The organism is Sporichthya sp., assembly GCF_013815995.1.
Lineage (GTDB): Bacteria > Actinomycetota > Actinomycetes > Sporichthyales > Sporichthyaceae > Sporichthya.
On the sequence record NZ_JACDFE010000012.1, the window covers coordinates 17,359 to 38,365 of the forward strand.

The 21,007-nt window shown below is 68.6% G+C and carries 23 protein-coding genes and 3 pseudogenes; 14 read left to right on the top strand and 12 right to left on the bottom strand.

Features of this window, described 5'->3' with window-relative positions; all coding sequences use genetic code 11:
• Nucleotides 1-139: 139 nt before the first annotated feature.
• Genes H0X00_RS02860 through H0X00_RS02880 form a run of 5 tightly spaced genes read left to right on the top strand, consistent with a single transcriptional unit; the run spans nt 140 to nt 4,193 of the window.
• Nucleotides 140-1,396: a cytochrome P450 gene (locus tag H0X00_RS02860; RefSeq protein WP_293767201.1), complete on the top strand. Its 1,257-nt coding sequence runs from the start codon at nt 140-142 to the stop codon at nt 1,394-1,396.
• Nucleotides 1,397-1,418: 22 nt separating this feature from the next.
• Entirely contained in the window at nt 1,419-1,871 is a 453-nt protein-coding gene (locus H0X00_RS02865; RefSeq protein ID WP_293767202.1) for a MaoC family dehydratase, read from the top strand.
• Nucleotides 1,868-2,641, top strand: coding sequence for an enoyl-CoA hydratase-related protein (locus tag H0X00_RS02870; protein WP_293767203.1), 774 nt, complete (start codon nt 1,868-1,870; stop codon nt 2,639-2,641). Before H0X00_RS02865 ends, H0X00_RS02870 begins: the two co-directional genes overlap by 4 nt.
• A gap of 2 nt (nt 2,642-2,643) precedes the next feature.
• Nucleotides 2,644-3,459, top strand: a complete 816-nt coding sequence (locus H0X00_RS02875) for an enoyl-CoA hydratase-related protein (RefSeq protein ID WP_293767205.1) — start codon at nt 2,644-2,646, stop codon at nt 3,457-3,459.
• Nucleotides 3,459-4,193: an SDR family oxidoreductase gene (locus H0X00_RS02880; RefSeq protein ID WP_293767206.1), complete on the top strand. Its 735-nt coding sequence runs from the start codon at nt 3,459-3,461 to the stop codon at nt 4,191-4,193. Before H0X00_RS02875 ends, H0X00_RS02880 begins: the two co-directional genes overlap by 1 nt.
• A gap of 513 nt (nt 4,194-4,706) precedes the next feature.
• Here the strand turns inward: H0X00_RS02880 and H0X00_RS02885 are convergent.
• The gene (locus H0X00_RS02885; RefSeq protein ID WP_293767207.1) at nt 4,707-5,288 is read right to left on the bottom strand and encodes a DUF222 domain-containing protein; all 582 of its coding nucleotides are present in this window, start codon (nt 5,286-5,288) and stop codon (nt 4,707-4,709) included.
• Between the two features lie 321 nt (nt 5,289-5,609).
• Between H0X00_RS02885 and H0X00_RS23620 the strand changes: the two genes are divergently transcribed.
• The gene (locus H0X00_RS23620; protein WP_367186403.1) at nt 5,610-5,879 is read left to right on the top strand and encodes an Imm7 family immunity protein; all 270 of its coding nucleotides are present in this window, start codon (nt 5,610-5,612) and stop codon (nt 5,877-5,879) included.
• Between the two features lie 37 nt (nt 5,880-5,916).
• Here the strand turns inward: H0X00_RS23620 and H0X00_RS02890 are convergent, their stop codons facing one another.
• The 8 genes and pseudogenes from H0X00_RS02890 to H0X00_RS02930 form a co-directional block, all read right to left on the bottom strand.
• Nucleotides 5,917-6,297: a PIN domain-containing protein gene (locus tag H0X00_RS02890; protein ID WP_293767208.1), complete on the bottom strand. Its 381-nt coding sequence runs from the start codon at nt 6,295-6,297 to the stop codon at nt 5,917-5,919.
• Nucleotides 6,294-6,551: a ribbon-helix-helix domain-containing protein gene (locus tag H0X00_RS02895; RefSeq protein WP_293767209.1), complete on the bottom strand. Its 258-nt coding sequence runs from the start codon at nt 6,549-6,551 to the stop codon at nt 6,294-6,296. The genes H0X00_RS02890 and H0X00_RS02895 overlap by 4 nt, the downstream gene beginning before the upstream one ends.
• A gap of 54 nt (nt 6,552-6,605) precedes the next feature.
• Entirely contained in the window at nt 6,606-7,649 is a 1,044-nt protein-coding gene (locus H0X00_RS02900) for an LLM class F420-dependent oxidoreductase (RefSeq protein ID WP_293767210.1), read from the bottom strand.
• A gap of 1 nt (nt 7,650) precedes the next feature.
• Nucleotides 7,651-8,388 (bottom strand): hypothetical protein, encoded by a 738-nt coding sequence (locus tag H0X00_RS02905; RefSeq protein ID WP_293767211.1) that lies wholly within the window; start codon nt 8,386-8,388, stop codon nt 7,651-7,653.
• Between the two features lie 6 nt (nt 8,389-8,394).
• A pseudogene (locus H0X00_RS02910) lies at nt 8,395-9,619 on the bottom strand (phytoene desaturase family protein).
• Nucleotides 9,616-10,230, bottom strand: a complete 615-nt coding sequence (locus H0X00_RS02920) for a TetR/AcrR family transcriptional regulator (protein WP_293767213.1) — start codon at nt 10,228-10,230, stop codon at nt 9,616-9,618. The pseudogene H0X00_RS02910 and the gene H0X00_RS02920 overlap by 4 nt, the downstream one beginning before the upstream one ends.
• Nucleotides 10,230-11,393, bottom strand: a complete 1,164-nt coding sequence (locus H0X00_RS02925) for an acyl-CoA dehydrogenase family protein (RefSeq protein ID WP_293767214.1) — start codon at nt 11,391-11,393, stop codon at nt 10,230-10,232. The genes H0X00_RS02920 and H0X00_RS02925 overlap by 1 nt, the downstream gene beginning before the upstream one ends.
• Before the next feature lie 67 nt (nt 11,394-11,460).
• A complete protein-coding gene (locus tag H0X00_RS02930; RefSeq protein ID WP_293767215.1) occupies nt 11,461-12,639 on the bottom strand; it encodes an enoyl-CoA hydratase-related protein in 1,179 nt (392 codons plus the stop codon).
• Between the two features lie 57 nt (nt 12,640-12,696).
• Between H0X00_RS02930 and H0X00_RS02935 the strand changes: the two genes are divergently transcribed.
• The 5 genes and pseudogenes from H0X00_RS02935 to H0X00_RS02955 all read left to right on the top strand — a co-directional run bounded on the left by H0X00_RS02935 (nt 12,697) and on the right by H0X00_RS02955 (nt 15,885).
• Nucleotides 12,697-13,158: a nuclear transport factor 2 family protein gene (locus H0X00_RS02935; protein WP_293767216.1), complete on the top strand. Its 462-nt coding sequence runs from the start codon at nt 12,697-12,699 to the stop codon at nt 13,156-13,158.
• 242 nt (nt 13,159-13,400) lie between these two features.
• Nucleotides 13,401-13,865, top strand: a pseudogene (locus H0X00_RS02940) (acetyl-CoA acetyltransferase); the annotation flags it as partial.
• Nucleotides 13,862-15,121 (top strand): aromatic ring-hydroxylating dioxygenase subunit alpha, encoded by a 1,260-nt coding sequence (locus H0X00_RS02945; RefSeq protein WP_293767218.1) that lies wholly within the window; start codon nt 13,862-13,864, stop codon nt 15,119-15,121. The pseudogene H0X00_RS02940 and the gene H0X00_RS02945, both read left to right, overlap by 4 nt.
• Entirely contained in the window at nt 15,121-15,645 is a 525-nt protein-coding gene (locus H0X00_RS02950; protein ID WP_293767219.1) for an aromatic-ring-hydroxylating dioxygenase subunit beta, read from the top strand. The genes H0X00_RS02945 and H0X00_RS02950 overlap by 1 nt, the downstream gene beginning before the upstream one ends.
• Before the next feature lie 9 nt (nt 15,646-15,654).
• Nucleotides 15,655-15,885 (top strand): hypothetical protein, encoded by a 231-nt coding sequence (locus tag H0X00_RS02955; RefSeq protein WP_293767220.1) that lies wholly within the window; start codon nt 15,655-15,657, stop codon nt 15,883-15,885.
• A gap of 7 nt (nt 15,886-15,892) precedes the next feature.
• Here H0X00_RS02955 and H0X00_RS02960 read toward each other — a convergent pair whose 3' ends face one another.
• Entirely contained in the window at nt 15,893-16,138 is a 246-nt protein-coding gene (locus H0X00_RS02960; RefSeq protein ID WP_293767221.1) for a type II toxin-antitoxin system Y4mF family antitoxin, read from the bottom strand.
• Nucleotides 16,139-16,444: 306 nt separating this feature from the next.
• Between H0X00_RS02960 and H0X00_RS02965 the strand changes: the two genes are divergently transcribed.
• A complete protein-coding gene (locus H0X00_RS02965; RefSeq protein ID WP_293767222.1) occupies nt 16,445-17,068 on the top strand; it encodes a TetR/AcrR family transcriptional regulator in 624 nt (207 codons plus the stop codon).
• A 58-nt stretch (nt 17,069-17,126) separates the two neighbouring features.
• On the top strand, nt 17,127-17,603 hold the full coding sequence (locus H0X00_RS02970) for a hypothetical protein (protein ID WP_293767223.1): 477 nt from the start codon (nt 17,127-17,129) through the stop codon (nt 17,601-17,603).
• A 19-nt stretch (nt 17,604-17,622) separates the two neighbouring features.
• Here H0X00_RS02970 and H0X00_RS02975 read toward each other — a convergent pair whose 3' ends face one another.
• Complete coding sequence (locus H0X00_RS02975) at nt 17,623-19,089, bottom strand: NAD(P)/FAD-dependent oxidoreductase (RefSeq protein WP_293767224.1); 1,467 nt, start codon at nt 19,087-19,089, stop codon at nt 17,623-17,625.
• A gap of 30 nt (nt 19,090-19,119) precedes the next feature.
• Complete coding sequence (locus H0X00_RS02980) at nt 19,120-20,448, bottom strand: cytochrome P450 (protein WP_293767225.1); 1,329 nt, start codon at nt 20,446-20,448, stop codon at nt 19,120-19,122.
• Nucleotides 20,449-20,824: 376 nt separating this feature from the next.
• Here H0X00_RS02980 and H0X00_RS02985 point away from each other — a divergent pair.
• Nucleotides 20,825-21,007: pseudogene (locus H0X00_RS02985) on the top strand (hypothetical protein); the annotation flags it as partial.

Below are 21,007 nucleotides of genomic sequence, written 5' to 3' on the forward strand. Positions count from 1 at the left end.
CAAAGTGTGTTTGTAACGTGGCTTCCATACTGAAAGTTCGCTCTAGAAAAGCGGGAGTTGACCGGCGGGCGACCATCTCGGACAATGTGTCCAGACTCTTTGTGTATCACGGTTTCAGGCTGCTGCGGAAGGACGCCCGATGGGCCACCCCAAGCCCGACTACGACCCGGTCTCCCTCTCCCCGCTCGCGTTCTGGTCGAAGAACCCGCGCGGGCGCGACCAGGAGCTCTCGATCCTGCGCCGCGAGCGGCCGCTGAGCTGGCACCCGCCGGCGGAGGGCTCGATGATGGAGCCCGACGAGCAGCAGGACGGCTTCTGGGCCGTCACCTCCAACGCTCTGATCAAAGAGGTGTCCACCCGCCCCGAGGACTTCTGCTCCGGTAGCGGGATCACCCTCGAAGAGGTCCCGACGGAGATCCTCGAGACGGTGAGCTCGTTCCTCGCCATGGACGCTCCGCGGCACACCCAGCTGCGCAAGCTGGTCTCCACGGCCTTCACCCCGCGCCGGGTGAAAATCATCGAGGAGCAGATCCACGCGCGCGCCGTCCGCATCGTCGATGACCTGCTGACCAAGCCCGAGGGCGACTTCGTCCACCAGGTCTCCATGCGTCTTCCGATGGAGACGATCTTCGACATGATGGGCGTGCCGGAGGAGTTCCACGCCGACACCGTCAGCGGCGTCGAGGGCATGGTCGCCTGGGCGGACGAAGAGGTCCGGGCCGGGCGTGCGCCCGAGGAACTTCTGATGGACTCCCTGCTGACCCTGCTCCGGGTCGCCACCACGCTGAGCGCGGACCGCCGGGAGAACCCGAAGGACGACCTGATGACCAACCTGGTCCAGGCCGAGGTCGACGGGGTCAAGATCACCGACGACGAGATCGCGGGCTACTTCTGCCTGCTCGCCGTCGCCGGCAACGACACCACGCGCAACACCACCTCCCAGACCGCGAAGGCGCTTACCGACTTCCCGGCGGCGCGCAAGCTGCTGATCGAGGACTTCGACAGCTACGCGGCCACGGCGGCCGAGGAGATGGTGCGTTGGGCGACCCCGGTCATGACCTTCCGGCGGACCGCGACCCGCGACACCGAGCTGAACGGCATCGCGATCTCCGAAGGGGACTGGCTCGGACTGTTCTACGAGTCCGGCAACCGGGACGAGGCCGCCTTCGCCGACCCCTGGACCTTCGACGTCAGCCGGAACCCGAACCCGCACGTCGGTTTCGGCGGCGGCGGACCGCACTTCTGCATGGGCAGCATGCTGGCCAAGACCCAGTTGCGGCACCTGTGGAAGGAGATCCTCACCCGCGCGCCGAACTTCGAGGTGGGCGAGCCGGAGTACCTGGTGGGTAACTTCATGTGTGCCACCAAGCGGCTGTCGTACAAGCTGAACCTCTGACTCAGAACACCAGGAGCGTCCCGTGCGTGTTTTCGCCACCCTCGACGAGTTCGTCGCGGCGTCCGGTACCGACCTCGGATCCTCGGACTGGTTGACCGTCGACCAGAAGCGGATCGACACCTTCGCCGAGGCCACCGGCGATCATCAGTGGATTCACGTCGACCCCGAGAAGGCGGCGAGCGGGCCGTTCGGCACGACCATCGCGCACGGCCTGCTGACGCTCTCGCTGTACCCCGTCCTGATGTTCGAGGTGTACGAGGTCCAGAACATCAAGATGGGCCTGAACTACGGGTTCAACAAGGTGCGCTTCCCCTCTCCGGTCCCGGTCGATTCCGAGGTGCGTCTGACCGTCTCGATCGGCGAGGTGACCACCTTCAACGGTGGGGCGCAGGCGATCATGCCCAGCGTGATGGAGATCAAGGGCGCGGCCAAACCGGCCGCGGTGCTCGAGGCGATCGTCCGGTTCATCGCGTGAGCTCGGGCGACGAGGTCCTGGTCTCCGCGGACGACCGGGTCGGCCGGATCACGCTGAACCGGCCGGAAGCCAAGAACGCCATCACCGTCGAGCTCAGCCACGGGCTGGCCGCGGCCGTGCGCGAGCTCGAGGCCGACGTCGACGTCATCGTCATCCGTGGCGCCGGCGGCACGTTCTGCGCGGGTGGCGACGTAGCCCAGCTCGACGCGCTGCGGGCCAAGGGTCGCGAGGACCTGGCCTCCCTGTTCTCCGCCTTCCGGGACGCCCGGGCCGCGATCGCGGCCGCCGAGGTGCCGGTGGTCGCGGTGGTCGAGGGCCACGCCGTGGCCGGCGGGTTCGAGCTGCTGCTGTCCTGCGACATCGTGTTGGCTTCGGAGTCCGCGGTGCTCTCGGACATCCATGCCCGGTTCGGTCAGATCCCCGGTGGCGGTGGGACGCAGCTGCTGCCGCGCCTCGTCGGGCTCAGCCGGGCGTCCGGACTGGTGCTGACCGGTGACGCCCTGACGGCCCATCAGGCACTGGAGTGGGGCCTGGTCTACGCCGTCGCTGCGGATGACGCGCTCGAAACGGAGCTGGACTCGCTGATCAAGCGCCTGACGGCGCGTGGGTCGCGGGCCGCCCGGACCCAGTCCAAGCGGCTGATGCGGGCCGGCCTCGAGATGCCGCTCGAGCACGGGCTCGACCTGGAGGCCGAGGCCGTGATCGACCACATCCTGGGCGACGCCGGGCAGGCCGCCACCGACGCCTTCACGAACCGGAAGGACAGCTGAACTTGACCGAACCCAAGGCCCTGATCGCCGACGGGGACGTGCTGCTCGACCTCCACGAGGACGGCATCGGACACCTGCGCCTGAACCGGCCGGACGCGTCGAACGCGATGAGCAACGAGTTCCTGAAGGCGTTGTTCGACGCGGTGATGCGTTGCCACGGCGAGTCCGCGATGCGGGTGGTGGTGCTCTCGGGTGAAGGCCGGCACTTCTGCGCCGGCGGCGACATCAAGGACTTCGCGTCCAAGGGCGAGGGCCTGCCGGACTACCTGCGCGAGGCGACCACCTGGCTGGGGATGGTCGCGGGTTCGCTGATCCGCCTGCAACAGCCGGTCGTGGTCGCGGTGCAGGGTTACGCCGCCGGCGGCGGCGGGCTCGGCCTGGTCTGCGCCGGCGACCTGGTTGTCGCCGGCCAGGGCGCGAAATTCATGTCCGGCGCGACCCGGGCCGGGATGGCCCCCGACGCCGGATCCACCGTCGCGCTGCAGCGGATCGTCGGCTTCCGCAAGGCGATGGAGATCGTCCTGCTCAACCCGATCCTGAGCGCCGATGACGCGCTCGGCCTCGGGCTGGTCAACAAGGTGGTCGACGACTCCGCCGTGCTCGACGAGGCGTTCGAGATCGCGCGGGTGTTGGCTGCCGGCGCCCCGCTCGCGATGGGCGCGGCCAAGCGGCTGATGTGGGACGGCGTCGGCCGCTCGATCGAAGAAGCGTTCCCGGACGAGTCGCGCACCGTGTCCGCGCTGTCCGGAACCGCGGATGCCCGCGAGGCCCTGGCTGCGGTGATCGAGCGGCGCAAGCCGGAGTTCAAGGGTCACTGATGCCGGACTTCAGCGGGCGTACCGCGGTCGTCACCGGGGGCGGTCGGGGCATCGGTGCCTCGATCTGCCGGGAGCTCGCGGCCGGCGGTGCCGCTGTGTATGTGGTCGACCGCGACGCCGAACCGGCCGAGGCTGTCGCTGCCGAGATCGGCGGCAAGGCCCTGGCGCTCGACGTCTGCGACGCCGACGCCGTCGAGGCCGCGCTGATCCCGCTGAACGCGGACATCCTGGTCAACAACGCCGGCTTCGACGAGCACTGCTGGTTCACCGACGCGACGCCGGCCTACTGGCGACGGCTGATCGCAGTGAACCTCGAGGGCGTCTTCGCCTGCACCCACGCCGTGCTGAAGGGGATGCAGGAGCGCAGCTACGGCCGCCTCGTTCACGTCTCCTCCGAGGCCGGCCGGATCGGTTCGAAGGGCAACGCCGTCTACTCCGCCGCCAAGGGCGGGGTGATCGTGTTCTCCAAGTCGATCGCCCTGGAGAACGCCCGTTTCGCCATCACGTCGAACACGATCCTCCCCGGCCCGATCGACACCCCCCTGCTCGATCAGGTCCGCGCCCACCCCAAGGGCGAGGAGATGATCGCCGCGATGAAGAAGCTCACCCCCCTCGGCCGCCTCGGCACGCCTGAGGAGATCGCCCACGCCGTCGCCTTCCTCTGCTCCGAGCAAGCCGCGTACATCACCGGCGAAACTCTCGGCGTCTCCGGCGGCATGGGTATCGGCGCCTGATCGCATGTCACGGCTGCGCCCCGCGCCATCACACTCGGCGAGACTAGAGGCGTGACCGACAAGTCAGTGGCGGAGTGGGCGGCCACGTATCGAGCCGAGCTGGTAGCCATGGACTCGATCCCATTGGGCGACGGCAAGCCGCGCCAGTGGAACCGCCACGTCCACCGGATGCAGCGCGCGCAACTGCAATTGCGTTTGACCCAGGAGGGTCGCGACGCCATCACGCGGATGATCGACGATCCGGTTGCCACAGTCGCAAGTTGGTCTGCGGTCCACGCGCTGTTCTGGCACCGGAGGTTGCTCGGTCCTACCTTGGGCGAGAAGGTCAGGGCGCGGATCTCCGCGCGTCAGAAGCGCAGATCGCGTTGCGCGAGTTCGATGCAGGACGACTGCGCACGGATTGGCAGCCGAAGGGTCGATAGCGATCCGTCGAATCATTTCGTGCATGGCATGGCGGCCTTGAGGGTGGCGATGACTTCGTCCTTGTCCCGCCAGGTCAGGGTCTGGGTGCCGTCATGGTTTGTCCCGAATGTTCGCCGAGCGCCGCTCGTTGGCGACCTTTTCCCGGTCCAGAGTTCCGTCGGGGTCGATCGCGGAGTCGATCCGCTTGCTCAACTTGGCCAGGTCCTCGGCGTTCAGGACCCGGGCGTGCTCGAGCAGGAACCCTTCGGCCCAGCGGGTGGCTTCGTAGGTGGCCTTGGAGGGCAGACCCTCGATGATGCGCGAGATGGCCGCGGCCTGCTCGTAGTTCACGCCGCCGTTGCCGAGGGCGGCCCCGGTGTCGGTGCATTTCTCGTGCAGGGACCGGGCCAGCTTGTCCATCGCCTTGGCCTCACGTGGCGAGAGCCGCATCGCACCGGAGATCCAGGCCCGCAGCGAAGTCGCTCCGAGGCTGGCCGGGATCGAGCGGGAGTCGACCTCGCGAACCAGGCGCAGCTGCACCCCTTGGGCTTGGCAGGTCATCGTGTGCAGGCGACGGGTCAGGTCGACGACGTCCGTCTCGGCGAGCTGCCACGCGTCGTCCTGGACGCGTTTGGCCACGTCGGAGAACGCGGCCTCCAAGGCCGCGAACGCTTCGAGCAGGTCCCCACCCACATGATCAACGTAGACCCTGCCACTGACAGTTCTCTCCAGCCCCCGGAGGCCCAGCAATCACTACCGTCTGCATTATCTGACGCCTACTCATTTGCGAGAACCACACTTGGTCCTGTCTCTGATTGAGCTCGCTTCGCGCGCGCGCGCCAGTCGGCGAGCGCTACGGTAGATCTCGTGTTCGAGTACCACGGCTGGGCCACCTCCGAGACGCGCAGGAGTTAGACGACGCCGCACCCGCTGGAGACGGTCTGAGCGTCCCCAGCCTGGAGTCCATCCGCGCGCTGATCGAGACGGACGCCCTTCAGAACCCGGCTCAATCCGCTGTGCTCAGGGGCCAACGGGTCTTGGCGCCTCCACCTCAGTGGCCTTCGGAACCATCGTCAGCAGCTCGTCGTGGACCTATGGCAACGAGTGGGCGAGCTCGCGCCCGCTTCGTATGGCCTTCTTTACATTCAAGATGACGAGGATCCAGCTCACGGCAACGAGTGGGTGGCTTGGCCGCTTCGTCGCGGTTCGACGAGAGCGGAGGCCGACCCATTCCTGTCGCCCGTGGTCCCTGCTCTTCAAGATCCGGAACCCTGGGAGCAGTAGTGATGCAGCGCTTCTCGTTCCGGGGGTTGTGAACCCGTTAGATGGTGATGAGGCGCAGCGTCGGGTCGATCCGTCGCAGGTCGTCTGGGTCACTGGTCACGACGGCTTGTCCGGCGCGCTGGGCGCACACCACGACGTGGGCGTCGACGACATCCGACGTACCGCTGGCGGCGAGCGCCCGGCCGACCACGGTCGCGTCATCCTGGTCGAGGCCGACGACGCTCGTTGACCGCCGGCGCAGCAACCGGGACAACCGGACCTGCCGAGCTGGGTCGCGGATGACTTGCGCAAACGCGCCCGCAGGCACGGTCACGGTGGCGAGTTCTGCGTGGGCGAGATCCAAGATCCGAAGGACTTGCCGATCGCTGCGCTCCAACGCGATGAGGGCACCGGCGTCGAGGATGACGCCGGACGTCACGGTGCTTGCTCGGGCACGACTCCGTTGAGGACGGCCTGCGCCCAGGCGCGTTCCTCTGGCGTGATCGGGCCGCCATTCTCGAGTAGGGCCTGCGCGATCATCGAGCCCCAGGCGGCGTCCTCCGCGAGGGCGAGCTTGATCGCGTGTTGGACGAACTCCGCGACGTTGGGTGCTTGGCCGCGATCGACCAGGTCACGGATCTCGGCAAGCTGCTCCGCCCTCAGGGTCACCGTGACCTTCTGCGCCTTCGTCATGGGACGACGATACGCGTGGAGTTCGGTCGTTGCCGGGGCCTGTGGATAGAGCGGTCAGGACGCAATCGCAGCGAGCTGCTCGATGAGCTTGGTGAGACCACCGGGCTCCAGGGGGCGGCCCATGGGGCTGACGACCATGGTGGTGATGCCGGCCTCGGCGAAGGCCGACATGCGCTCCTTCACTTTCCCTGCGGGGCCGACGGCGGTGACGCCCTCGACGAACTCGTCGGGAACCGCGGCCGCGGCGCCCTTCTTGTCCCCACCCAGGAAAGCGTCCTGGATCTCCTTCGCCTGCGCCTCGTAGCCGTAGCGGATGGCGAGTTCGTTGTAGAAGTTGTTGTCGCGCGGGCCCATGCCGCCGACGTAGAGGGCGAGCTTGGCCCGGGCTTCCTTTTCGGCGGCCGCAATCGCGTCCGGGTCGTCGCTCACGCACACGCCGACCTCGGCGACCACCTGCAACGGCCCCAGCGTGGGGTCGCGTTTCGCCAGCCCGGCAGAAAGCGCGGACCCGAACGCGCGGTGCGCTCGCCCGGCGTCGAAGTGGATCGGCAGCCAGTACTCGGCGATCTCCGCGGCGAGGGCAATGTTCTTCTCGCCGATCGAGGCCAGCATCACCGGGATCCGCTCCCGGACCGGAGTGTCCGCGAAGGTGCGGGGACCGCCGGACAGCGGCACCGTGTAGTGCTTGCCGGCGTGCTGCACCTTCTCCTTGCGCCACACCGACCGGCAGATCTCGACGATCTCGCGGGTCCGCCCGAGCGGGGCGTCGAAAGGCACGCCGTGGAAGCCCTCGATCACCATCGGACCGGACGCGCCGAGGCCGAGCACGAACCGGCCGTCGGAGACCAGGTCGAGTCCGGCCGCGGTCATTGCGGTCAGGCCCGGCGTCCGGCTGTAGATGGCGAGGATCCCCGAGGCCAGCTGCACCGACGAGGTCTTCGCGGCCAGGTAGCCGAGCCGGCTGACCGCGTCGACGCCGTAGAACTCCGGCACCAGGGCCATCCCCAGGCCGGCCGACTCCAGGTCGGCGAGTTCATTCGCGGACGCCGCGAACTCCGCCGGGTTGGCGGTGGACCGGACCAGGTAGGCGAGCTGCATCTCAGGATGTTCGCATCTCGTTCAGGGCGGCCTGCCGGACGGCCCAGGCGAGCAGGAGAACCCACCCCCCGAACACCAGCAGCGGGATCCAGAACGGGAACATCCCGTGGTAGCTGAACACCCCGGAGTGGAAGAAGATCAGCGCCGCGGCGGGGATGAACAGAGCCTCGGCCCAGATGTTCACGTAGGCCAGCCAGCGCGGGAAGACCGGGTTCGGACCGGGGTCCTGAAAGATCGCCACGGCCATCGCCGTGGCGAACATCGCGAAGACCAGGAACGGGAAGAACGCTGAGATCCAGTCGAGGTCGTGCAGGGTCTGGGTGATCTCGGGCGAGCGCTCCGGGCGGTAGGCCGCGACGGTCAGGACGATCGTCGGCAGAAGCACGAACATCCAGGCGGCGCCGCCGCTGAGCATCAGGATGTTGGTCATGATCGGTCGGACGCCCTCGATCCGCTGCATCTGCGTTGCGATGCAGGCGACCAACGTTCCCCACCCGGCCCACGAGATGAACATCAGCAGGAGCCCGGCGCGGATCCGGCCCGTGTGGTTGGCGTAGAAGTCCGCGATGTCCTGCGCGGACGCGTCCGCCTTCGGCGGCGGGATGAAATCCGCGATGACGAACGCCAGCCCGCTCAACAGGATGCAGACGATCGAGGTCCACGCACAGACGACCTGCGTCCGGCTGCTCAGGCTCAGCGAGCGCGCCTGGGTGGGCGGCACCCACGGGGTTCTCGGCAAGCGCGGTCATGATCCCAACCTCTCCAGTACTCGCTCGACGACGAGCCTCGACGTCTCGGCGCACGCGGTCGTGCCGCCGTTGGCGTACTCCTTCACCCCGTCGCCGAGGTTCCACAGGTTCGGTAGCGGCGTCTCGGGCGTCAGGTCGAACCCGGCGACCGCGCGCTGCGGTGGCCAGGCGTCCCGGGTGATCACGACGGAGAGAACGCGCGCTCGGCTGTCGAAGTCCCCGACCGCGGGCCGCGGCACGGCGGTGGCCACGTAGAGGTGCCAGCCGGGCGGCGCCATCTCCGGGCACAGGTCGGTGAAGTTGGCCATGTAGGCCAGCCGCCGCGACTTGGCGAACCCGAGCATGCCCGGCTGCTCCAGCAGGCGCTCCTGACTGGCGAAGTTGACGGTGATCATCGCGCTCGGCCGGTCCGCCCGCTTGACCGCGAGCAGGTAGTCGGCGTCGAAGTGCTCCTCGCCCACCAGGCGTACGGTGCCCGACGGGCCGACGTTGCTGAGCACCACGCGGGCGGTGACGGTGCTGCCGTCGCCCAGCACGGCGGTCGCCGAGTCCGGCTCCATCGCCAGGCTTGTCACCTCGGTGGACAAGCGAACTTCGCCGCCATTGGCGACGGTCGCGTCCGCCAGTGCGCGCCAGAGACCGATCGTGCCTTCCGGGTGGTAGCCGAATCGCTTGAACGCGCTCTTGCGGGTGAAGTAGGTCAGGAACACCCGGGCCGGTAGCTCATCGGAGCCGACGGCGAAGATCGAGGCGCACATGTTGCGGAAGATGCCGTGCACCGATTCGTTCTTCGTGTACGTGTTCAGCCACTGCTCGAGCGTCTGCTCGTGCTCGGGCAGACCGTCGTCGGAGCGGGCCGCACCGATGCCGCCGAGGATCTTCGCCCCTGACCGCGACATCTTCGACAGCAGCAGGCCCCAGCCGCCACCGGTGACGTCGACGTCCTTCTTGCCGACGCGGTACAGGATCGGCGGCGAGGGCTCCCGGATGTCGAAGCGCGCCCCGACCTCCCTGCAGGTCTCTTCGGTGATCCCGCCGACCTCGATGAACGATCGCGCCGTCGTTGACCTTGAAGCCGTCGACCTCGGTGGTGGACGCGCGCCCGCCGACCTTGTCCAGGCTCTCGACGACCAGCACCCGCCGGCCGGCCTTGGCCAGCCGTGCGGCGGCGAACAACCCGCCGGCGCCGGCGCCGATCACCAGAACGTCGTAGTCGGTCATGATTCCTCCGAAGGTGCGCTCAAGCCCTGACGAACCATCAGCTGGGCCGTCGCGATGGTGCGGGTCAGCGACCCGCGGGACGGGTTCCACCACTCGGCGGCCCAGTTCAGGGCGCCGAGGATGAGCATCCGCGCCGCCGGGGCGTCCAGCGCGGAGTTGATCTGACCGGCGCGGTCCGCGTCGGCGATCAGCGTCCGCCAGATCACGCCGTAGCGGCGCTCGTCGACCAGCTGTGCCTCGCGGATCGCGGGCGGCAGTGAGGAAGCGAGCCGAATTGCCACGGCGCCGTACTTCGAGTCGCGCAGGGTGGCCTGCAGATGGGCCGCGACGGCGGCGGAGATCCGGTCCATCGGCGAGGCACCGGCGGGCAGTGCCGCGAGGGCCTCCTGGACGGAGGCCAGGACGCGGCGCAGGCCTTCCTGCACGGCCTCGCCGATCACCAGGTCGCGCGAGTCGAAGTAGTAGTAGACGGCGGTGGGTTGGACGCCCGCGACCTCCGCGATGTCGGAGAGCCGAGTGCCCGCGTAGCCCTTGGTGTTCAGTACCTCGGCGGTCGCGTCGAGGATGCGCTCGCGGGTCGCCTCGCTCTTGGAGAGGGTGCGGGTGGCCATCAGTAGGAGGCCGGCAGCTTCAGGCTGTGCTGGGCGACGAAGTTGAGCACCATCTCCCGGCTGACCGGCGCGGTCTTGAGCATGCGCGCGACGAACCACAGGTCGGCCAGGCCGTACTCCAGCGACATCCCGTTGCCGCCGTGGGTCTGCATCGCCTGGTCCAGAGTGCGCAGTGAGGAGTCCGCGGAGACGAACTTGGCGATGTTGGACGCCTCGCCGGCCTCCAGCCCGAGGTCGTAGAGCTCGGCCGCCCGGTAGGTGGTCAGCCGCGCGACCTGGGTGCCGATGTAGCACTCGGCAAGTGGGTGGGACACGCCCTGGTGCGCGCCGATCGGGGTGTTCCAGACCTGCCGCTCGCAGGCGTAGCGGACCGCCTTGTTCAGGGCGTAGCGGGCGATGCCGTTGCTGATGCAGGCCGCCGTGATGCGCTCCGGGTTCAGCCCGGCGAACACCTGGCGCAGGCCCTGACCCTCGACGCCGATCAGCGCCTCCGGCCCGATCGCGACGTCGTCGAAGAACACGGTGAACTGGTGCTCCGGCTGGGACAGGGCCGACGGGATCGGAGTCCAGCTGAGCCCCGGGGCGTCGGTGGGGACGACGAACAGCGAGAGTGCGTGCTTGCCGTTGGGCTCCGGCTCGGGCCGGCGGGCCACGACCAGTACCCCGTCGGCCTCGTCGATCGCGGAGGTCCAGTACTTGGTCCCGCTGACCCGCCAGCCGTCCCCGGAAGGGTGCGCGGTCGTGGTGACCAGGTGGCTGTTGGAGCCGGCGTCGGGCTCGGTGATGGCGAAGGCCATCTTGAGCGAGCCGTCGGCGATGCCGGGCAGCCAGTGCGACTTCATCTCGTGGCTGCCGTGCTTGTCCAGGATGGTGCCGCAGATCGCGGGGGAGATGACGCTCATCAGCAGCGGGCAGCCCTGGGTCGCGGTCTCCTCGATCGCCACCGCGAGGTCGGTCATCGTGCCGCCGCCCCCGCCGTACTCGGCGCAGAGGTGCACGCCGAGGAACCCGGCCGCGCCGAGGTCCTTCCACAGCTCGGTCGGCTCTACGTGCCGGGTCGCGCAGTCGGCGAAGTAGGCGTGCCCGTACCCGCCGACGAGTTGGCCGACGGCTTGGCGCAACAGCGCGCGCTCCGGGCTGTCGACGATCAGCGAGCTGTCCATCGGGTCTCCATCTCTTTGTGTCCGAAGGAGCGAGCGCTATAGCTCACGCCGCCTCGGACGTTGCGTGTCAGTGGCCGCGGAACTCTGGGCGGCGGCGGGCGGCGAAGGCGCTCATGCCCTCGCTCAGGTCATCGGTGCGGGCGATCTCGTCGACCTCGCGCAGCTCGGCGGCGAGCTGGTCGCGCAAGGAGTTGTCGTAGCTGTCCCGCAGCAGGCGGCGCATCGCGGCGAACGCGCGGGTCGGCCCGGCCGCGAGCTTGGCCGCGATCCGGGCGGCCTCGGCGTCGACCTCGGAGGCCGGGACGACCTCCGAGACCAGACCCCACTCCAGCGCCTCGACTGCGGTCAGACGCTTGTTGAGCAGGAACATCTGCTGGGCCCGACGCAGGCCGACCAGGCGCGGCAGGTACCAGGAGTTGGCGCCGTCGGAGGTCATTCCCAGCGCTGCGTAGCCGAGCGCGAAGGCGGCGTCGTCCGCGGCGATCGCGACGTCGGCGGCGCAGACCAGCCCGAGCCCGCCCCCACCGGCCGAGCCGCTGACCGCGGCGACCAGGGGAGCGTCCAGTGAGGCGAGCCGCTCGAGGGCGACGTGGTAGTCACCGATCATCCGGTGCAGCGTGGCCGCCCGTTCGCCGGAATCCTGGGGCCCGAGGAACCGCATGTCGCCGCCGACGGTGAAAGCGCCCTTGGCCCGCAGCAGCACGCAGCGCACGTCGGGATCGCGGGACAGTCGGGTCGAGAGCTCGAGCAGGTCGTCGGTCATCGTGACGTCGAAGGCGTTCCCGACGTCGGGCCGGTTCAGCGTGACGGTGGCGACGCCGTCGGCGACCTCCAACGTCATGGAGCGGAACGGGGAGGCGGCATCCCGCCAGAGCGCGGTGTCGCTGACCTGCTCGATGCCGCTGATCCGGTTGTCGCGGAAGCTGAAGACGTGGGTGTAGGCCGCATCGAGCGGCCCGCCGCCGCGCCGGCCGTGCCCTTGGTACCGACCACTGACCAACAGACGCCCGTCGACCAGGGCGGTCATCTCGGTCGGCTTCGGCCCGGCAGCGAACGCGCGCCCGATCTGAGCCCACCCGTCGGACCACATCGCGTCCGCTCCGTCGTGCTGACCGGCTCCCGCCGGCATCCCCTCGGCGATCACGCCGCGGAAGTCGGGGTGTAGCAAGGCCGAGATCGCGGCGGCGTCGCCGGTGGCGAGCGCGTCGTAGAGCTTCCGGACCAGGTCGTCGGCATGGCCTTCCATTGCCACCTCCGCGTGAGCTAGTTTTGAATCTAGATTCAAAACTGTCAGGGAGTCAAGATGACCGCGGACCGCACGCCGCTGGACCGGGACTTCGCCGTCGACTGGTACGCCAACGGCTGGATCGCGGCCTGGAACCAGAACCGGCCCGAGCTCTGCTTCGACATCCTCACCGAGGATTTCGTCCTGGACAGCCCGACCACCCGGCACACCGGCTGGAAGGTGCAGGGCCGGCAGGCCGCTGCGGACTACATCGGCTACGTACTGGGCGCCTACCCGGATCTGCAGTGGGAGGTCACGGACCCGCCGATGTTCCGCGACGACCTGGCTCGGGCCGCCTTCAGCTGGCGGGGGACCGGGACGTTCTCGGGCCGGCTCGACCCGCCCGGGATCGAGGGCACCGGGAAGGCTTTCGACTTCTCCGGCCTGGAGGTCTTCGACTTCCGCGGCGACCGCGCCTGCTACCTCTACGCCACCTACGACCTCCTGGGCCTGATGAAGCAGATCGGCGTCTACCGCTGACCCCTTCGGCTCGCCCCACCACCTGTGGCGATGAGGCGGGCCGCCCGGGCTGGATGGCGCTTGGCGGGCTTCCTGCGGAGTGGTAGTCTGGACACACTGTCCGATCAGTGTGACCGACGTGTTACCGAGAACCGCCCCACCACCGGAGGACCTGCATGCCGCAGGGGATCGTGGCGTACGCCGCGTACCTGCCCGCGCACCGCCTTGCGCTGGCCGATGTCGCAGCGACGCTGGGTGCGAGGCTCTCGCTGGTGGCCGGTCCGGGCAGCGGCGCCTCCGACCCGGGTTATGACTACACCTCCTTCCCCGAGGTGGTCGTGAGCTCGAACGACGCCTACGCGCAGGCCGGAATCTCGGCGACGGACCTCGACCTGGCCGAGGTGCACGACTGCTTCACCCCGACCGAGATCGTCCTGATGGAGGACCTCGGGTTCTCCCCGCGGGGCAGTGCTTGGAAGGAGGTACTCACCGGCGACTTCGACCTCGGCGGGCGGATCTCGGTCAACCCCGACGGCGGGTTGAAGTCCTTCGGCCACCCTGTCGGGGCCAGCGGTCTGCGGATGCTCTTCGAGTGCTGGCTGCAGTTCCGCGGCGAGGCCGGGGAGCGCCAGCTCGACGATCCCAAGCTCGGTCTCACGCACAATCTGGGCGGTCGCCCGGGTAGTTGTGTCTCGTTCGTGTCCGTGGTCGGCAAGGAGCTGTCATGACGTCCTTAGATGAAGCCGTCGGAAGCAAGTACGACGCGCTGATCCAGTCCGACCGGGTGCACGGGTCGCTCTACACCGACCCGGAGATCTTCGCCGAGGAGATGGCGAAGATCTACTACACCACGTGGGTCTACGTCGGACACGAGTCCGAGGTGCCCGAGCCCAACGACTACGTGGTCAAGCCGTTCGGTCCGCAGTCGGTGATTCTGAGCCGGGCCAAGGACGGGTCGATCCACCTCTTGCAGAACCGCTGCGCGCACCGCGCGAACCTGGTCTGCGACGCCCCCAAGGGGAACTCGACGGCGTTCCGCTGCCAGTACCACGGCTGGACCTACGCCAACGACGGCGAGCTGCTCGGTTTCCCCTACAAGAAGGGCTACGAGGGCGCCGACAGGTCCCAGCTCGGGCTGGGCAAGGTGCCGCGCGTGGAGTCCTACCAGGGCTTCGTGTTCGGCAGTTTCGCAACTGAGGGTCCCTCACTGACGGAGCACCTCGGGGACGCCGCCGGCGAGATCGACCGCCTGGTCCGGCTCTCGCCCACCGGCAAGATCAAGCTGACCGCGGGCTGGCTCAAGCACAAGGCCAAGGCCAACTGGAAGATGCTGCTGGAGAACGAGACCGACGGGTATCACCCGCAGTTCGTGCACTCCTCGGTCTTCGCCGCCGCCGACAGCGGCATCGGCGCGCTCTACTCGGACAACGCCGACGCGGTCAGCCGCGACCTCGGCGGTGGGCACACCGAGAATGACCTGCGCCCGGAGTTCCGCCGCCTCGGCAACGTGATGGGCTGGTTCGGCACCACCGAGGACAAGGTGCCGAACTACGTCGCGAAGATGCGCGAGCTGCACGGGGAGAAGGCCGACGAGATCCTCATCGAGGGCTCGCCGCACCTGATGGTCTTCCCGAACCTGTTCATCGCGGAGATTCAGATCTTCGTCATCCAGCCCCTCGCGGTGGACGAGACCGTCCAGCACGTGACGGCCATTCAGTTCGAGGACGGCGAGGAGATGAACCGCCGCCTGCTGCAGCAGACCATCGGCTCGGTCGGCCCGGCCGGCTTCCTGCTGGCCGACGACTCGGAGATGTACGAGCGGAATCAGCGCGGCGTGCAGGCCCGCAACCCGGAGTGGCTGGTTATCAACCGCGGCGCCAACCGGGAGCGCGTCGACGAGAACGGGCACCTGATCGGATACAACACTGACGAGGTCCCGATCCGGGCGATCTGGAAGCACTACAAGACCCTGATGGAGAAGTGATGACGGCGGTGGCCGAAGGGTCGATCGAACTCGGGACCATCGCTCAGGCCGAGGCCGAGCAGTTCCTCTACCGCGAGGCCCGCCTCGCCGACGCCCACGACTACGACGGGTGGGAGGCGCTGTGGACCGACGACGCCATCTACTGGGTCCCCGCCGGGGGTGAGTCCGCCGAGGACCCGAACACGCAGGTCTCGGTGCTCTTCGACAACCGGTCGCGGATCGGCACCCGGATCCGTCAGCTGAAGTCGGGCAAGCGACACTCGCAGACCCCGAAGTCCAACGTGGTGCACCAGATCACCAACGTCGAGGTCCTCGGTTTGCAGGAGAACGGCGACACCGAGGTCGTCGCCTCGCTGCTCGCGGTCGAGTCGCGCGAACGCGGCACCACGTTCTGGGCCGGCCGCGTCGAGTACCGGCTGCGGCGGGTCGACACCGATCAAGGGTCGGAGCTTCGCCTGGCCTTCAAGAAGGTCACCCTGGTCGACCGCGACCAGCCGCTCTACACGCTCTCGTTCCTGATCTGAGACGGCGACATGGACGATCCGTCGATCGAGCCCCTGGGCGTCGTCGAGAACGAGTTCGCCGCGGTGCACCTCTCGATCGACCGCCGCGGCAACGGTCCCCGGCTACGCATCGAGGATCTGACCAACGAGCGGGTGTCCTACCTGGACGCGCTTACCCTGGAGGCCCTGGCCTGGGCGAGCGAGGACCGGATCCGGTCCCTGCTCGACCCGTCCGACGAGCGCTGGCGCGACCAGCCCTGACCTCGGGTCAGATCTTTTTCAGGCTCGCTCCGCTGCCAGGATGAAGTTCGAGGTGCAGCCCGAGCGTCGTGATGACCGCGATTACCTTGTCGAGTCGGACGGTGGTCTTGCCGTTCTCCATGGCGTGGATGAAGCGCTCAGAGACTCCGGCCAGGTCCGCGAGGTCTCCCTGCCTGAGGCCGAGGGTCGTGCGTCGAAGCCGGATTACGCCCGCACGACCGGCCCGGTCCTCGGTTCCGAGCACGGCGTTCATCTGCGACCTCCTGCCCGCACGATCGTGCGGATCTGGAGACGGTAGGCCGCTGAAAGGGCGGCAGCTACGAGTCCAGGTCGAACGGCTCGCCGTGGGCGGTCGGCAGCACCCAGATCGCCCCGGCGCGTTCCTCGACCGACACCGCGCTCAGGCCTCGCCCACGGACATGTCCGGGTTCGCCATCAGGTCCAGCAGGCGGGTGGCGACGTCGAGCTCGAGGGTCCGGTCCATGGGTCGAGCGTAGATAGGAGTGCCTTCCAAAAACAAGAGTCACTCGCAACATTGCGATGGCGTACCGTGAACGACGTGCCGGGTCAGTCGAAGGTCGAGCTGCGTCGCTCCCGGGTCCGGCGGGATCTGGCGCATTGCGCGGTCACGTTGATGACCGAGCAGGGCTTCGAGGCGACCACGGTCGCGGACATCGCCGCGGCCGCCGACTACCACCCGAGCAGCTTCTTCCGGTACTTCGCGGCCAAGGAGGACGCCGTCTTCATCGGTGTTCCGGAGGCGAGCGAAGCGTTCCGGGCTGCGTGTGCCGGAATCAAGCGCGGCGACGATGCCTGGCCGGTCGTGCGCGCCGGGGTGGTGGCGGGCGTCGAACACTTCACCGAGGCCGACCCGGACTTCTTCGCCGCCCAGTTCGGACTCTGGCTCTCCGACCCCGCCCTGCAGGGCCCGATGGCCACCAACCTGATCGTGTGGGAGCAGGTCATCGCCGCCGCCTTCGCGACTGCGGCCGGCTTGAAGCGGCCCGACCTGCACTGCTACGTCGTGGGCGGCGCGATCGTCAGTTCCTTACGGGCCTGCGTGCACGCGCAAGGCCAGGACTCCGACACCTTCACCGTCCGGGTCGAGCGGGCGATCGCCATGCTCGAGCAGGGGCTGCGGACCGGGCCGACCCGACGAGGTAAACCGACCAACAGCCGTTGACACTCCGGTCGGTGCGTGACTGGATGCCCTAACGCCCCCCGACATATTTGGAGCCCCCATGGCTGAGCGCCTGACCGTCACCGGATCCGTGTCCGCCTCGCCCTCGGCGGTCTTCGCCGTGCTGGCCGACCCCAACCGGCACTGCGACATCGACGGCGCGGGTCAGCTGCAGGGCCTGGTCGACGGCAGCCCGATCAGCGCGGCGGGCCAGAGCTTCGACATGGACATGAACCAGGACCCGCTCGGCGACTACCGGATGCGCAACACCGTCACCGAGTTCGAGCCGGACGAGCGGATCACCTGGTCCCCGATGATCGAGCCGCCCGGGTCGATGGACCACATGTTGGGCGGCATTACGCCCGGCGGGCACGTCTACAGCTGGGTGCTCACCCCGAACGCCGACGGCGGCACCGACATCGAGCACTACTGCGACTGGAGCGCCTGCCCCGACGAGCGGTTCAAGGGCTTCTTCCCGCGGGTGACCGCCGAGCAGATGGCGGCCTCGATCGAGACGGTCGGCAAACTCGCCAACTGACTGCTCGACGGCTTGACGATCAACCGACCCGAGCGGGCGTGCGGGTCCGCGTGCTGAAGACGATGTCCTCGGTGATGTCGGCCCGGCGTGCGGCCAGGACATCGCCCAGGTAGTTCTGCGTGACCAGCCACGGGCCGGAGGTGCCCGCCTTCGGGAACTGCGCGATGCCGCGCTGGACGTAACCCGAGCTCAGGTCCAGGAACGGCCGGCGTTCCATCCCGGCCGGCGGGGTGGGCAGGGCGGTGTCGTAGCCGTGAGAGGCGAGGTGCCCGAGCAGGCGGGTCAGGTACCGCGCGGACAGGTCGGCCCGCAGCGTCCACGAGTTGTTGGAGTACCCGAAGCAGAAGCCGAAGTTCGGCACGCCGGAGAGCATCCACGCGCGGTAGGTCAGGGTGTCCGCGATGTCGACGGACTTGCCGTCGACCTCGAGCGTCAGCCCGCCCAGCGGCTTGAGCGCCAGCCCGGTCGCGGAGACGATGACCTCGGCCTCGAGGAACCGGCCGGACGTCAGCCTGATACCGCCCGACTCGAACCGCTCGATGTGGTCGGTGACAACGTCGACGGAGCCGCCGCGGATCGCCTTGAACAGGTCGCCGTCCGGCACCAGGCACAGCCGCTGGTCCCACGGCTCGTAGTTCGGCGTGAAGTGCTCGTCGACGAGGGCGGAGTCCTTGAGGAAGTGCAGCGCGGTCCTGCGACAGATCCTTTTGAAGGTGTCCGGCCGCCGGCGGCTGAGCGCGTACATGGCCTGGATGGTCAGCACGTTCTTGGCCCGCACGACGCGGTGGGCGGCCCCGGCCGGCAGCACCTTCTGCAGGACGACGGCCAGTTGGTCGACCGCGGGCAGTGAGAGCACCCAGCTCGGCGTGCGCTGCAGCATCGTCACGTGCCCGGCGGTCGGGGCCATCGACGGCACCAGCGTGATCGCGGTGGCGCCGCTGCCGATGACCACGACGCGCTTGCCGGTGTAGTCCAGGTCCTTCGGCCAGAACTGCGGGTGGACGATCGTGCCCGCGAAGTCCTCCTGGCCGGGGAAGTGCGGGGTGTGGCCCTTGTCGTAGTCGTAGTAGCCGGTGCACAGGTAGACGAAGTTGGCCGTGATCTCGACCGGCGCTCCGGCGCTCTCCGCGCGGACCGTCCAACGCGCGTCGGCGGAGGACCACGAAGCGCCGAGCGCCTTGGTGCGGTACCGGATGCGGGAGTCCACGCCGGACTCGCGGGCCAGGTCGCGGATGTAGGTGCGCAGCGAGTCGCCCGAGGTGATCGACTCCCGGCCCTTCCACGGCTTGAACGAGAAGCCCATCGTGAAGGCGTCGGTGTCGGAGCGGATCCCGGGGTACTGGAACAGGTCCCAGGTCCCACCGATCGCGTCCCGGGCCTCCAGCACCTCGTAGCTGAGGCCGGGACGCTCGCGCTGCAACCGGGCTGCGGCGCCGATGCCGGAGAGACCCGCACCGATGATCAGAACGTCGACGTGGTCACTCATCAAGGACCTCCGAAACAGCTCGAGCCGGGTTCAGGAAGGAAAGGGGCGGCACGGCATCCGCTTCACTACATGGAAGAAGTTACCAGGAGTAAGTTCTACTTCGCCAGCCTCGATGCCCGGGCAGCGGGTGAGCAGTTCGGTGAACAGGGCGCGGATCTGGAACCGGGCCAGCTGATTGCCCAGGCAGTGGTGGATGCCGCCGCCGCCGAACGCGACGTGCGGGTTCGGGTGCCGGGACAGGTCGAGTTCGTGCGGGCGCTCGATGGCCAGCTCGTCCCGGTTGGCGGAGGAGTAGAAGAGCACGACCTTGTCGCCCTTGGTGATCCGGATGCCGTCGAGTTCGCAGTCCCGCGAAGCGGTGCGGCGGAAGGTCATGATCGGGGTCGCCCAGCGCACCATCTCCTCGGCGGCGGTGGACATCCGTCCCGCCAGGTCCTCCAGCAGCCAGGCGCGCTGCTCGGGGTGCGTGGTGAGCGCCCGCATGCCGTGGGCGAGGGACTGCCGGGTGGTGTCGTTGCCGGCGATCGTGAGCAGGACGAAGAACGACCCGATCTCGTGGTCGGTGAGCTGTTCGCCGTCGACCTCGGCGGCGCACAGGGACGAAAACAGGTCCGGCCCGGGGTTCGCGCGACGCTCCTCGATCAACCCGCCGGCCAGGTCGTGCATGTAGACGACGGCGTCGAAGAGCATCGTGATCGCGTCGTCCTTGGTGGGTCCCGCGTACTCCGGGTCCCCCCAGGAAGTGGCCTTCATCATCCACTCGGCGGCTTCCTGCCGCTGCCCGTCCGGGATGCCCATCATGTCGTTGATGTTGTGCATCGGCAGCGGGGCGGCGCACTCGGCGACGAAGTCGACCCACCCGTCCGGGGACTCTTTCGCCTTCTGGATCAGGTTGTCCACGACCATCGCCGCGTTGGCGTTGATCTGATCCTCGATCGTGCGCATCTGACGGGGCGTGAAGGCGGAGGCCATCAGGCGCCGCAGCGGCGGGTGGCGGGGCGCGTCCATCGCGATGATCGACTGCGCGGCGTCGATGACCTGGACCGGCAGGTTCTCCATCAGGATGGACGGCGCGGACAGGAAGTCCTCGGGGCGCCGGGTCACCTCGACCAGGTGCCGGTGCGTGGTGATCGCCCAGTAGCCGTAGTCCTCCGGCTCGTCGATCAGCCCGTCCTCGAAGGGCGGCTGCCAGGTGATCGGCCGCTCCGTGCGCAGCACCGCGAAGGTCTTCTCCCGCTCGTCCATCGTGGTCCACCAGAACTCTTTGGTGGAGAGGTTGATGGCGTCGTGTGGGCGGTCCGGGTTGCCGCTGGCGTTGGAGGCGGTGTCCTCGTCCTCGAACCAGGTGCTGGTGCTCATCGAAGTCCTCACTCTAAGCGCGGGACGCAGCAACCCGGCGGACGGCCGCCGCGATCTGCGCCGCCGCGCTCGGGTCAGCGCCACCGGCACACGGACACAGAGAATCACCTCGCGTGACCGGGATCACCCTCGGTAACCCGCTCACCGGCGTGTTATCACGGTGCGCACTCGGCCGGGCGCGTTCCGCGGTGCCGTTTTGTCACGATCTGGCAACCGAAGGGGCCGCGGGACGCAGGTGGTCAGCGGGGGTGGTCCGGTGAGCCCAAAGTCGGCATCCGACGTTGTGCCCGCCACACAGTGACCCCAGTCACGTCCCCTTCGTACCTTTGACCCCACGTCTTTGGTCCCTCAGCACAACAAGTGTTCGGAGTTGCGCGTGCCCTCAACTCGTTCCGTCACGTCGATCCGGTTGATCGCCCTGGTGGCGACCGGTGCCCTGATCTCAGCCTGTGGTGCCTCCCAGGAGGTCAAGGAGTCCGTTGCGGCCCAACGCGCGGCCGGGCCAGCGGCTGCTGCCGGCGCCGGCCCCGACATCGGCGCGGCTCCCGCGGTCGACGCC